The sequence below is a fragment of the Dokdonia sp. PRO95 genome (genome assembly GCF_000355805.1).
Taxonomy (GTDB): Bacteria; Bacteroidota; Bacteroidia; order Flavobacteriales; family Flavobacteriaceae; genus Dokdonia.
The window spans coordinates 2923966-2938083 of sequence record NZ_CM001837.1 but is presented as its reverse complement, the minus strand read 5'-3'; the positions used below and the strand labels follow the sequence as shown (position 1 = coordinate 2938083).

General features: G+C 33.3%; 12 protein-coding genes. All 12 read left to right on the top strand.

What is annotated here, in order from left to right:
• The first annotated feature begins 5 nt into the window (after positions 1 to 5).
• A complete protein-coding gene (locus D017_RS13205; RefSeq protein ID WP_035337101.1) occupies positions 6 to 1013 on the top strand; it encodes an NAD-dependent epimerase/dehydratase family protein in 1008 nt (335 codons plus the stop codon).
• An 82-nt stretch (positions 1014 to 1095) separates the two neighbouring features.
• A complete protein-coding gene (locus tag D017_RS13200) occupies positions 1096 to 2493 on the top strand; it encodes a UDP-glucose 6-dehydrogenase (RefSeq protein WP_035337099.1) in 1398 nt (465 codons plus the stop codon).
• A 1-nt stretch (position 2494) separates the two neighbouring features.
• Positions 2495 to 4930 carry an SLBB domain-containing protein gene (locus D017_RS13195; protein WP_160164974.1) on the top strand — a complete coding sequence of 812 codons (2436 nt, stop codon included), beginning with the start codon at positions 2495 to 2497 and terminating at the stop codon, positions 4928 to 4930.
• 4 nt (positions 4931 to 4934) lie between these two features.
• The gene (locus tag D017_RS13190; protein WP_035337093.1) at positions 4935 to 6050 is read left to right on the top strand and encodes a Wzz/FepE/Etk N-terminal domain-containing protein; all 1116 of its coding nucleotides are present in this window, start codon (positions 4935 to 4937) and stop codon (positions 6048 to 6050) included.
• Positions 6040 to 7050 carry a UDP-N-acetylglucosamine 4,6-dehydratase (inverting) gene (gene pseB, locus D017_RS13185; RefSeq protein WP_035337091.1) on the top strand — a complete coding sequence of 337 codons (1011 nt, stop codon included), beginning with the start codon at positions 6040 to 6042 and terminating at the stop codon, positions 7048 to 7050. The genes D017_RS13190 and pseB overlap by 11 nt, the downstream gene beginning before the upstream one ends.
• Positions 7051 to 7053: 3 nt before the next feature.
• Complete coding sequence (gene pseC / locus D017_RS13180) at positions 7054 to 8244, top strand: UDP-4-amino-4,6-dideoxy-N-acetyl-beta-L-altrosamine transaminase (protein ID WP_035337088.1); 1191 nt, start codon at positions 7054 to 7056, stop codon at positions 8242 to 8244.
• Entirely contained in the window at positions 8237 to 8926 is a 690-nt protein-coding gene (gene pseF, locus D017_RS13175) for a pseudaminic acid cytidylyltransferase (RefSeq protein WP_035338286.1), read from the top strand. The genes pseC and pseF overlap by 8 nt, the downstream gene beginning before the upstream one ends.
• Entirely contained in the window at positions 8910 to 9956 is a 1047-nt protein-coding gene (gene pseG / locus D017_RS13170) for a UDP-2,4-diacetamido-2,4,6-trideoxy-beta-L-altropyranose hydrolase (RefSeq protein WP_035337086.1), read from the top strand. Before pseF ends, pseG begins: the two co-directional genes overlap by 17 nt.
• On the top strand, positions 9953 to 11062 hold the full coding sequence (locus D017_RS13165; protein WP_035337083.1) for an ATP-grasp domain-containing protein: 1110 nt from the start codon (positions 9953 to 9955) through the stop codon (positions 11060 to 11062). Before pseG ends, D017_RS13165 begins: the two co-directional genes overlap by 4 nt.
• A gap of 8 nt (positions 11063 to 11070) precedes the next feature.
• Positions 11071 to 11967 carry an NAD(P)-dependent oxidoreductase gene (locus D017_RS13160; protein WP_035337081.1) on the top strand — a complete coding sequence of 299 codons (897 nt, stop codon included), beginning with the start codon at positions 11071 to 11073 and terminating at the stop codon, positions 11965 to 11967.
• 7 nt (positions 11968 to 11974) lie between these two features.
• Positions 11975 to 12973 (top strand): pseudaminic acid synthase, encoded by a 999-nt coding sequence (gene pseI, locus D017_RS13155; RefSeq protein ID WP_035337079.1) that lies wholly within the window; start codon positions 11975 to 11977, stop codon positions 12971 to 12973.
• Positions 12973 to 14118: hypothetical protein (locus tag D017_RS15380; protein ID WP_035337077.1), on the top strand; the 1146-nt coding region annotated here is incomplete at its 3' end. The genes pseI and D017_RS15380, both read left to right, overlap by 1 nt.

Genomic DNA, 14118 nt, shown 5'->3' with positions numbered 1-14118 from the left:
TGTTTATGAAAATTCTTGTTACAGGTGGGGCTGGTTTTATTGGGTATCATCTTTGTGAGCAATTGCTCAAGGAAGGGCATACTGTATTGGCTCTTGATAATGTTAACGATTATTACGACCCTAATCTCAAGTATGATAGATTATCTCAGTTAGGTATATCAAAAGCAGAAGCATCAGTCTGGAATTTGACAGTGGCAAGCCACAAGCATAAAGCACTGCAATTTGTGCGTATGAATCTTGAGGATAGGGAAGCGTTGCCTGAGCTTTTTAAAAAAGAGTCTTTCGACCTCGTATGTAATCTTGCGGCTCAAGCGGGTGTGAGATATTCTATTGAAAACCCAGAGGTATATATAGATACAAATGTTGTAGGCTTTTTAAATATATTAGAATGCTGTCGTAATAACGATGTAAAAAGGCTTGTTTACGCAAGTAGTTCTAGCGTATACGGCAATAGTATAGATGTTCCATTTACAGAAAAACAGCCTGTAGACGAGCCCATAAGTATCTATGCCGCTACAAAAAAATCTAATGAGTTAATGGCGCATACCTATGCGCATCTATTCGGTATAAATGCTGTTGGTTTACGTTTTTTTACAGTGTATGGCCCTTGGGGAAGACCAGATATGGCAATGTTTTTATTTACAGATGCGATAATAAATAATAAACCTATTAAGGTTTTTAACGCGGGTGATCTCTCACGTGATTTTACATATATATCAGATATTATAGCCGGTGTTACGGCTGTAATACAAAATGAAGTACAACCCGGAAATACGATTTTAAACATAGGTAATAGCAAGCCTGTAAAGCTATTAGACTTTATAGAAGCCTTAGAGCTGGAACTTGGAAAAAAAGCAAAAAAAGAAATGCTTCCTATGCAAGATGGTGATGTAAACCAGACTTGGGCAAGTGTAAAGGCTATGCGTGAACATTATAAGTATCAACCATCTGTAAGTGTCGAAGATGGGATAGCGGCCTTTGTAAAATGGTATAAAATTTATTATAAGGATTAGTACGCTTTCGCGAAAGCGTAAGATTTTCCTGTCATTAGTGTGCAAACTGCTATATTTGCGATTTGCCAATAATTTGAAAAATATGAGCATAAAAAACATTTGTTGCATTGGAGCAGGCTATGTAGGAGGACCTACAATGTCTGTAATTGCGTTAAAATGTCCGGATATAAAAGTTACTGTAGTTGACCTTAATGAGAAGCGCATCGCAGCTTGGAATGATGAAGATGTAAGTAACCTACCCATTTATGAACCAGGCCTAGCTGAAGTTGTAAAAGAAGCTAGAGGTAGAAATCTATTTTTTTCTACAGAAGTAGATAAGGCGATAGATGAAGCAGAGCTTATTTTTATATCCGTAAATACACCTACTAAAACGTATGGAGTAGGTAAAGGGATGGCAGCAGATCTAAAGTACATAGAATTATGTGCTCGCCAGATTGCCAGAGTAGCGACTACAGATAAAATTGTAGTAGAAAAATCTACGCTACCTGTACGTACTGCCGAAGCATTACAGAATATACTTCACAATACAGGTAAAGGTGTACGCTTTGATATTTTATCAAACCCAGAATTTCTAGCCGAGGGTACTGCAATTCAAGATTTACTCAATGCAGATCGTGTACTTATAGGGGGAGAAAATACTCCTGGTGGTCAAAAGGCTACCGAAGCTCTTGCAGACATTTATTCAAATTGGATTCCAGAAGAGCGTATCCTAAGAACAAATGTATGGTCCTCAGAGCTTTCTAAGCTTACAGCAAACGCCTTTCTTGCACAACGCGTTTCTTCTATTAACGCGATGTCTGAGCTTTGTGAAGTTACTGGAGCAGATGTTCAAGAAGTTGCCAGAGCAATTGGTACAGACTCGAGGATAGGGCCAAAGTTTTTAAAGGCTTCCGTTGGTTTTGGCGGATCTTGTTTTCAAAAAGATATCTTAAACCTCGTTTATATTGCAAAGTCATATGGACTTAATGAGGTGGCAGATTACTGGGAGCAGGTTATTATTATGAATGACCACCAAAAAAGACGATTTGCAGAAAAGATAGTAAAGACGCTGTTTAACACCGTTTCTGGTAAGAAGATTACATTATTAGGTTGGGCATTTAAAAAGGATACTAATGATACGCGAGAATCGGCAGCCATTTATGTGGCAGATTATCTGCTCAATGAACAAGCAGAGGTAGTTATATATGACCCAAAGGTTTCTGAGGAACAGATTCTAGCAGATCTCGATTATTTAAATACGCGTTCTGAAGCTGAAAATAGAGCTTTGGTTACAGTAGTTAACGACCCTATGGAAGCCTGTGATAATGCGCACGCCATTGCTATTATGACAGAATGGGATGAGTTTGTTAATTATGACTGGCAACAAATTTACAATCAGATGCAAAAGCCTGCTTTTCTTTTTGATGGAAGAGCTATATTTGCTACAAATAAAATGAAAAATATTGGATTTGAAATATATGTTATTGGTAAAGGTAAGTAAGATGAAAGATAATTTAGGAAGGTTACTTTTAATAGTTCTTATGTTTTCATTTAGTGTTTGTTTTTCTCAGGAACAGACCTTGAGTTTATCTCAGATTTCATCAGTTAATATAGATGATCTGTCAGATAGTCAAATCGCATCTTACTGGGATAGAGCTAAAGGTGAGGGGTATACACTTCAGGAACTTGCAAATTTGGCAAGATTGCAGGGTGTGTCCGAAAGTGAGATTTTAAAATTAAATAATCGTATTCTAGGGCTTCCTGTAATGAATTCTAGTCTTGATGAAGCCGGAACGTCCGATGTACCAAAAGACAAAACAGTTGATAGCAATTATGGGTTAACTGTATCGAGTTTGAAAAAAGATGACGTAAACTCTCTTGATGATCGTTATTTTGGATATAGCTTTTTCTCAAATCCTTCTATTTCTTTTGAGCCTAATTATAACGTGACAGCAACTAAAGATTATGTCATAAGTACAGGAGATGAAATTACAATAGATTTATGGGGTGCTGCAGAAAGATCATCAATATACACAGTTGGGCAAGACGGTAATATCCAACTCCCTGGTGTGGGTAAAATTTTTGTAAGTGGATATTCCTTAGTAGATGTTGAGGGCAAAATAAAGTCAAGATTACGCAATGTTTTTGCAGGACTTTACGCTCCTGTTAATAGTCCTTCAAAAATATTTTTAGATATTAATATATCAAAAGTAAGAAATATTCAAATCAATGTAATTGGAGATGTGAAAGTTCCTGGAACATATACACTGGCTGGTTTAAGTAGGGTGATGAATGCATTGTATGCTTCAGGCGGACCTACTTTAAATGGTAGTTTGCGCAAGATAAAAGTGACTAGGGAAGGGCGAATTATTGGTGTTTTAGATGTTTATGATTTTATTTTCAAAGGAAATTCTGAGGGAAATTTAATTTTAAAAGAAGGAGATGTAATTATTGTTCCATCATTTGAGAGTAGAGTTACAGTAAAGGGTGAGGTGAAAAATCCAGCAATATTTGAAATTACTCAAGGTGAATCTATAAAAGATGTTATTGCGTTTGCTGGTGGCTATACTCCACTGGCCTATAAAAATGTCCATACCATTGATAGAATAGATGGTATAGGTAGAAAAATAGTGGATATATCAGAAGTTGATTTTAACTCAAGTCTTTTTTCTGGGGATATTCTCAGTGTACAGAAAATAACCGAATTGTATAATAATCGTGTTATTATAACTGGTGCTGTTAATTTACCTGGCGCATATGAGTTAAAGGATGGAATGAAATTGGGTGACTTAATTAATAGAGCGGAAGGTTTCAATGAAAAGTCATCTTTGAAAAAAGTGTTGCTTTTTAGAGAAAATTCACAAGCTTTAAGGGATGTCTATTCTTTTAATTTAGAGGATTCTTTGGTTGAGTCTTCGAAATTTCTTTTAAAAAAAGAAGATAGCATAAAAGTTTTTTTTAAATCGAATTTGAGATCAAGTTCAGTATTAAGTATCAGGGGAGCTGTAAATAATCCTAAAAGTATACCTTTTGTTGATAAAATGAGAGTTACAGATTTAATTGCAATAGCTGGTGGCTTTGCTAGAGAGGCAGATCCAAATGTGATTAATGTTTCTAGACAACTTGATGATGGTGAGTTTAAAACACTGAGTATAAATTACACTTGGGAGAGTACTAGTGATTTGATACTTAAAACTGGTGCAAATTTTTATTTACAACCAAATGATAAAGTCGAAGTGAGAACTTTGAAAGGGTATCAGGAATTAAAGAGTGTTTATGTAAATGGAGAGGTTTCTAGACCTGGTGCTTATTCTATATTAAATAAAAACGAGCGCATAAGTAGTCTTGTTGCTAGATCTGGAGGATTGTCACCATATGCTTTCTTAGAAGGAGGTACCATTATTAGGAAAAAAGTAGAAAATGATAAAAAACAAGTTGATGGAGCTTTAGATTTAATTCAAGGAAATCTTGAAGAAGGAACTACTATAAAAAACGTTGAAAATGAATATAGAATAGGTATTGACTTGAAAAAAGCTATTGTTGAAAAAGACGAACGTTATGATCTTATTTTAAGAGAGGGTGATAGACTTTTGATACCGTCAAAGAAGCAAACTGTAGAAGTTGTAGGTGAAGTTATGTCACCTTCATTGATTCCATATTCTAAGAAGTTAAGAACGAAAGATTATATTTATAATGGAGGTGGTTTTTCAGAAAAAGCAAAAAAGAGTAAAGTATACGTTGTTCATCCTAATGGCACAGTATTGGCTACAAAAAGATTTTTATTTTTCAGAATGTATCCAAAAGTAATTCCGGGGTCTCTAATTCTTGTGCCAAAGAAAATTGACACTATAAGAGATGGTCTATCAACTCAAGAGGCTATTAGTATCACTACAGGCTTGGGAACCTTGGCGATAATTATTGATCGATTAGCAAACTAGAGTTATGACTAAAAGATATTTTAACGAGGACAACATAAAATTAACGGAGCTTATTGGATTGCTTTTTGATAAAAGAAAATTTTTATTCAAATTTCTCTTTGTGTTTTTTGTTTTTGCTGTTTTTATTGCTTTTTTCTCAAAAAATTACTACACCACGAATTCTGTAATAGTACCTCAATCTAACAGTTCTTCTTTAAAAGGTGGTTTAGGAGGTTTAGCAAGTTTAGCGGGTATCGATTTATCAAGTTCTAGCGATACGCAGAATGTTTCACCTATACTATACCCACAGATATTCGAAAGCTTAAGTTTTCAAAGGGAAGTCATCAATACACCAATAGCTTTTGAAACTTACGGTAAGGAAATCTCCTATTTTGAGTATTACAAGGATTATTATAAACCTTCAGTTCTCAGTATAGTTAAGATGTACACCATTGGTCTTCCGGGAAAGATAATTGGTTTTTTTAAGTCAGCAGATTCTGATCAAGAGATTGAAATTTCATCTGATGGTAATGTGCTTAATTTAAGTGATGTAGAAAAAGATATTATCGAAATCTTCATTGAAAATACTAATATCACTGTAAATGCGAAGGAAGGATATGTTGAAATAACGGCAACGATGCCTGAAGGCAAGGCCTCTGCTTATTTGAATAGGACTTGCGTTGAAATTCTTGAAAAAAGAGTTATTTCAATGAATATTACCAAAGCTGAAACCGAATTGAGTTTTTTAGAAGAGCGTTTGGAATCTAAGAAGTTAAATTTTGAGAACATTCAGAGAAAGCTTGCTTTGTATAAAGATTCAAATCGTTTCATTAATACTGAGCAAAGTAAAGTTACTTTGCAAAAATTGAATTCAGAATATTCGTTAGCTTATAATGTTTACAACGAAGTTTCAAAACAAGTCGAAGCCCAGAAATTACAAGTAGAAAAAGATACACCGATATTCACGGTATTAAAATCTCCTGTCATTGTAAATAAAAAGACTGGACCTAGTCGTGGTGCTATTTTAATAGGTTTTATTATTTTGGGCGTAATTTTGGGTTCGATGTCTTTAATAATCAAAGTATATTGGAAAGAAGTTTTATCAATTAAATTTAAAAAATCAAAAAAAAATGTTGAATAATAAGTCAATTTTAATTACTGGAGGTACTGGGTCTTTAGGAAAAGCTTTAGTAAAGCATATTTTTAATAGATATCCCGAGGTGACTCGCCTTGTTGTTTTTTCAAGAGATGAACAAAAGCAATTTGAAATGGCTCAAGAGTATCCACCTTCGGAATATCCTCAGCTAAGATTTTTCATAGGTGACATTAGAGATTATGAAAGAGTAAAGAGGGCTTTAAAGGGTATTGACTATGTTATTCACGCAGCTGCTATGAAGCACGTTCCTATCGCTGAATACAACCCTATGGAGTGTGTTAAAACTAATATACTTGGTGCAGAGAATTTAATTAATGCTTGTTTAGAGACAGAGGTTTCAAGAGTTGTAGCTCTTTCAACTGATAAAGCAGCTGCGCCTGTCAATTTGTACGGAGCAACAAAACTCGCTTCTGATAAGCTATTCGTAGCAGCAAACAATATTACAGGTTGGAACCCAATAAAGTTTAGCGTTGTACGATACGGTAATGTGATGGGGTCTAACGGTTCTGTAATACCATTTTTTCTAAAGAAGAGGTCGGAAGGTGTTTTACCTATTACAGTGGAGGACATGACACGTTTTAATATATCATTACAAGGTGGGGTTGATATGGTAATGCATGCACTAGAACACGCTTGGGGGGGAGAGATTTTTGTGCCTAAAATACCAAGTTATAGAATCTTGGATATCGCAGAGGCTATTGGTCCGGAATGTGAAAAACCTGTTATAGGTATAAGACCGGGAGAGAAAATACACGAAGAGATGATTACTAGTTCTGATTCTTTTTATACGTACGATTTAGGTAAGTATTATACAATTCTCCCAGCTACTCATAGATGGAAGCTTGATGAATTTATTAATAAATTTTCAGCAAAGAGAGTTCCGGATGGTTTCAAATATAATAGTGGTGAGAATGAAGATTGGGAAACTATAGAAAACTTAAGGTCGTTAATAGTCGAGCACGTTGATCCAGATTTTAAAGTATAAATTATGTCGTATACAATTCCTTACGGAAAACAGTTTATTACTCAAGAAGATATAGATTCTGTAGTTGAAGCTTTACAAGCGGACTATCTCACTCAAGGGCCAAGAATTTTAGAATTTGAAATGAACTTTGCTCAATACGTCGGGTCAAAATATGCAGTTGCAGTTTCTAATGGCACTGCCGCATTACATCTTAATGCTCTAGCTTTAGGCGTTGAATCTGGACAGAAGGTAATTACCACTCCCATAACCTTTGCTGCATCTGCAAACTGTGTGCGTTACTGTGGAGGTGAAGTAGTTTTTGGAGATATAGACCCAGAAACTTATTTACTAGATATAAATAGTGTGCGAGCAATTTTAGAAAATGATCCAGACGGTAATTACGTAGGTATAATACCTGTAGATTTTGCTGGTCGTGCTGTGAATTTAGAGATGTTTCGCGCTCTTGCAGATGAATTTGATTTATGGATAATAGAGGATTCATGTCATTCACCTGGCGGGTATTTTTTGGATAGTACGGGGATCAAGCAACAATGTGGTAATGGTAATTATGCAGATTTAGCCATATTTTCTTTTCACCCTGTAAAACATATTGCTTCTGGAGAAGGTGGAATGATTACAACGAACAATGAAGCTTTATACAAGAAGCTATTAGCATTGAGAACTCATGGTATTGTCAAAAATGACGGGTTATATACTAACCATCCAAGTTTTGCAGCGGCTTCTAAAGATGTAGAAACGTATCCAGCGTGGTATATGGAGATGCAAGAATTGGGTTACAATTACCGTATTACTGATTTTCAAGCTGCACTAGGTAATAGCCAACTAAAAAGAGCAGATGAAGGTATTCAAAAACGTCGTGCGATAGCAAATAAATATTATGAAGCCTTTAAAAGTGAAAAATTTATAAAGAGCCAATCTGGAGTTATTGAGGGCCATGCATATCATCTGTATATTATTGAGGTAGATGATAGATTAGGTCTTTATAATTACTTGAGAGAGCAGGGTGTTTTTGCTCAGATACATTACATACCTTGTCATTTAATGCCATACTATAGAGATCTTGGACATCAGGAAGGTGATCATCCCAAGGCTGAGGCGTACTATAAACAATGCATTAGTTTACCTATGTACCCTACTTTATCTGCAGAGGAACAAGAATATGTTGTTCATAAAATTAAAGAATTTTATGTTTAATAATAATCTTTGTATTATTCCAGCGAGAGGTGGTAGTAAACGAATACCTAGAAAGAATATTCGAAATTTTTTAGGAAAACCTATTATAGCATATAGTATTGAGGCGGCTTTGAAAAGTAATTCCTTTTCTAAGGTAATGGTTTCGACAGACGACGACGAAATTATGCAAATTGCTAAATCATTTGGAGCTGAAGTTCCTGTTCTGAGAAGCAAAAAAAACGCAAATGACTTCGCTACTCTGTCAGACGTAATTGAGGAGGTTAAAGATATTTACTTAGACAAAAACACTAGATTTGAAAATATTTGTTGTTTATTACCTACAGCACCATTAATTTCGCCAGAGTTGCTTCAAAGAGGTTTAAAGTTTTTAATTGAAACGGATGCAGACTCGGTTAAGCCAATTGTACCTTACAGTTATCCTATCCAACGTAGTTTAAAATTAGATGTAAATGGTCAAGTATCTTACATGCACCCACAATTTAGTAGAACAAGATCGCAAGATTTGGAAACATCCTATTTTGATGCCGGAATGTTTTATTGGATGAATTTTGATAAAGGATTAATCGGAAACAATAAGTTTGCTTTTGTAATTGATGAATTTGCAGCTCAGGATATAGATACAAATGAAGATTGGATCATGGCTGAATTAAAATATCAATTACTTTATGGAAAAATTCAGTAAAGTAATTATACGCTGCAACGCGGGAATGACATATGGTCTTGGACATCTTTCAAGATGTCTAACACTTTCTCAAGAGTTTCAAGAAGATGTGCCGATTATTTTCTTAGTAAAAACCGATTATAATATAATAGTAGATAATTTTTTTTTAGAAAATAATTTTGAAGGAGAGTACTTATTATTTTCAGAAAATAAGACAGATCAAGAAGAAATTGATTTAATATTGAGTTATGATTTGTATTCAAATCTATTTCTGGTATTAGATCATTATGATATTACGGTAGCTTTTCAGAAAAAGCTTATCGATTTTAAAATTAAATGGCTTCAATTTGATTCCCACGCTAAAATATACCTCTATGCAAACTTTGTTCTGCATGGTAGTCTAGGAGCTACACCACAAGTTTATAATACTTTAAAAAAGAATGATTCGACTACGCTTCTCCTTGGACCAAAATATAGTATTGTAAAAAAAGAGATAGTCAAACTTCGGGAATCAACGGAAATTAGAACACAAGTTAATAAAATAGTGATTTGTTTTGGAGGTGGAAATGATCATGGACTTAGCTTGCAAATTTTGAAGTCATTAGCAACGAGTGAATTCACTAAGATTAGAGTAAGGGTTGCTATCAATGAAAATAATCCAGACAAAAAGGAAATTTTGAAAATCCTAGATAGCTTTTATGATGGATGTTTAATTAAGCAAAAAGAATTAGCTAATTGCATGGCTTCAAGCGATCTTTGTATTATAGCTCCAGGAATGATTAGTTATGAGGCTGCTTGTTTAGGCTTACCAATGCTATTAGTGCCATTTGTATCAAATCAGATAATAAATGCAGAAGGCTGGATTAATAATGAATGTGCGCTATCAATAGGTGCAGATTTTCAATTTGATAGGAAGAAATTTTGTGTTATTCTAAAAGAAGTAGTAAATAATTCTAATCTATTACAAAGTTTGTCTAAAAATTGTTACAATACAGTTGATGGTTTGGGAGCTTATAGAACAAAAAATATTATTGAAGGTAAAAAATTATGAAAAAAATAGCGCTCATATTAGGAACAAATGCTGGACAAGCAGATTTAATAACATACCTAAATTCAATAGGTTGGGAAACTCACGCTTGTAGTAATCAAAGAGTTGGTCCAGGTTGCGATTTAGCAGATTATTTTCACTTAGTAAATATCGTTAATTTAGAAGAAGTTAAGGATCTAGCAGTTAATATTAAAGCTGATTTAGTTTATTCAATTTCATCAGATATTGCTATTACAGCAGCTACTAAAGTTTCTGAAGATTTAGGTTTGCCTAGGTTATTAAATTCTGAAATCCTTGATTTATTTAACAACAAAAATCTTTTTAGAGATTTTTTGAATTCAAATAATATTGGAAATGTAGTTTTTAAAAAAATTGACAATCCAGATAATTTAGATTGGACGATTTTTCCATGCGTTGTAAAACCAGTAGATTCTCAAGGCCAAAGGGGAGTGGTTTTAATTAACAATCCTGAAGATCTCAAATTAGCAGTCGAAAAAGCAATAGAAATTTCAATTTCTAAGAGAGCTATTATAGAAGAATTTTTAGATGGAGAAGAGTTTTCAAGTAATGTAATTGTTCAAAATGGAGAAATTCTTGTTAATGAGATCTCAGATAGAATAGTTTTTGACAATAATTATTTCGGTCTTCCAAAAGGACATGCGATACCTCCTGAGTACGTAGATGAACAACAAATTACTATATCCAAAAAGTATATTAAGGAAATTGTTAATTTACTAGAAATTAAAGATGCTGTACTATATGTACAAATGAAATTATCAAATGGAGTACCAAAAATTATAGAAATTGCTCCAAGATTAGATGGATGTCATATTTGGAGATTAATCAAAATTCATAGAAATCTAGATTTGAGAAAGTTAGTTATAGATTTATGCCTAAATAACAAAATCGATTTACAAAAAAATGAGATTGTAAAAGGTAGAAGTATTCTTGAATTTTATCATCTACCTACTGTTGAGAAATTTTCTAAAGAAAAATTAGAAAAGCGTTCCAACCTTGAGTTTTCTGAGTTTAGATATAGCGAAGGAGATAATATTACACCTATTAATGGTAAATTAGAAGTTGTTGGTTATTCTGTTAGAAAGAAATAAGGTCACTAATGAATATTATAGTTACAGGAGCGAGCGGATTTCTTGGCAGGTATGTTTTAAATGAACTATCGCATACTGGGCATACAGTCAAAGCCATAGGCAGATCTAAAAATAAGTTAATTGGGTTGTCGTCTTCGGCAAATTATACTTTTGCTGAATCTGATTATAGTTTGGCATCTTTGCTTAGTGAATTTAAAGGATTTGATACGATTATTCATTTGGCATCGGAAATAATGCAACGTAATACTGATAAGTTTAGAATTACTGACTTTAATAATATTGAGCTTTTTCAAAATGTACTATTAGCTGCTAAACAGAATGATATCAAAAAGGTAATACAGACTTCAACAATAAGTGTTTATTCAGAAGTTGATGTTTTGAATACTGAAGAAAATTGTAAGCATCCTCCTAAAACAATCTATGGACTTAGCAAATATATGTGTGATATATATGCTGAGTATTTTAGAGATAACTCAGACGTTGAAGTATTGACACTCAGATTAGCTAGGTTATACGGATATGGTGATCGAGAGACGGTAATATTTGAACAATTTGTAAATAAAGCTATTAATAAAGAACCACTTACTATTTTTGGGGATGGAAGTTCTACAATAGAATATGTATATGTTAAGGATGTGTCTAAATTTATTGTGAATGCCTTAAACTATCCTAAAGTTGGTGGTATATATAATTTAGGATTTAATTATATATATAGTTTAAAAGAAATCGCTCTAGCAATAAATTTAATTTTTAAAAACCCAGAACCTGTTTTATTTCCTAAGCCAAATTTTAAAAACACAAAAGGTGTTAGGATGAATTCAAATAAATTGACAACTACTTTTGACTACAAGTCCAATTGGAGCTTGTTGAAGTCCCTTAAAGATTTAGCGTTGTACTATAATTAATATTCTAATGAATAATAAAAAAACTTATATCATTGCAGAGCTTTCTGCAAATCATAATAACGATATCAATTTAGCTTTAAAAACTATTGATGCAATTGCAAAAACGGGTGCTGATGCGGTCAAGGTTCAGACGTATACCGCAGACTCGCTAGCTCTAGACGTAGACAATGAATATTTTGGACCAAAAAAAACTGGTCTTTGGAAAGGTATTAGGCCATATGACCTATATAAAAAAGCATCATTACCTTATGAATGGCATAAGGATTTACAATCTCGCGCACACGAATTAGGACTAGATTTCTTTAGTTCACCTTTTGACTTAGAAGGAGTAGACTTTTTGGAAAAATTGAATGTCCCTATTTATAAGATTGCATCATTTGAAATTACGGATATAGGACTTATAAAGTATACAGCATCAATGGGCAAACCTATTATAATGTCAACTGGCGTTGCAGATGTTGAGGATATTAAATTAGCTATAGAAACTTGTCGCTCCGTTGGAAATAATGATATCACTATTTTAAAATGTACCTCACAATACCCTGCAAAAATTGAAGATGCAAATCTTAGTACTATATTGGATATGAAAGAACGCTTTGGAGTTGATGTGGGTCTGTCAGATCATACTATGGGCTCTTTAGTTCCTATAGCAGCAGTTAGCTTGGGAGCGACAGTGGTTGAGAAACATTTTATTTTAGATCGATCTTTAGGAGGTGCTGACTCGTCTTTTTCTATGGAACCTCAGGAATTTAAAGACATGGTAGATTCAATCAGAAATGTTGAAAGAGCATTAGGTAGTGTGTCTTATGAGGTTAGTGAGGAAAGCAAACTTAAGAGAAGATCACTTTTTGTAACAAAGGATATTAAGAAGGGTGAGGCGTTAACAAAAGAAAACATAAGATCATTGCGACCTGGACATGGTGCACACCCAAAAATAATGACTACAATAATTGGAACAAAAGCTAAAAAAGATTTTCTTAAAGGCGATCCATACCTAGAGTTTTAATGAAAGAAACAAAATCTTTGAATAATTACGTTGTAAATCTTAACGTTCTTATATTGTTTGTTATTCTTAACCCATTCATTATGTGGGTTATTTCTCCTCTTTATATAAACATTTGTTTATTAGGGTCATCATTTCTTGCGTTATTTTATTTAGCTAGTAGTGGCTTGATAGTTATAACAATTAAGCGCTTGATGTTTTTTTTTTTAGGGTTAATTTTTACTTTATATATAACTACCAAATTTATTTTACCCGAATCTAATATTGGAAAACTTATTCATTTTAGTTTGATGTTAGGGATTTTTTTTTATCCATCAAATTTACTTTTTAAAGTCTTTGTCAAGTTTAGAAAAGCTTTAATTTTCTTTTGTTACGTTTCTGTCATCATTTTTTTTATAACTCTAATTGGTATTGAACTGCCTTATTATAAAATTGACGCCTTTTCATTAGTAATGAAGTCGTTGAATGCTTATTATCGTCTTTATGGAGTGGTAGTTTCTTCAACAAACACTGTATATGATTTGGGATCATTCACTATTATGAGAGTTTGTGGACCATTTTTAGAGCCTGGTCATTTTGCGATTTATATAGGATTTACGATGATTTTAGAAAAATTTTTTTTCAATAGAATAAACAACATATTCATAATAGCATCATTACTAACTTTCTCTCCAAGTATTATTTTTTTCTTTGCGTTATTATTTGCCTACCACAACTATTATGCATTTAACTTAAAAAGTTTTTTAACATATTCCCTTATTGCAATGAGCATTAGCCTACTCACTGTAAGTATAAGTACCGTTGTACAAGAACAATTATTATATTTATTGGTGGGACGAAATTTAGAATCATCAGATAATGGAGGAGGATTAACCGAGTTATTAGATGATAGAGCTGGAAAGCAAGCGCTTGTGGCTTATAGACAATATGTAAGGACAGATGAGTCTTTATTTGGAAAAGGGGTGAAATATCTTGAAAATTTTGGAGTTCTTTCTGATTACCGAGGTCTTATTTTTAAATTTGGATACATTGGTTTTAGTCTTGTTATTCTATTATATTTAGTTATTTTATTTTCGGGCACTTCTCAAAAAATGAAATTGATGCTTCTTGCAATTTCGTTTATCATTATATTACACAGGTCATGGATG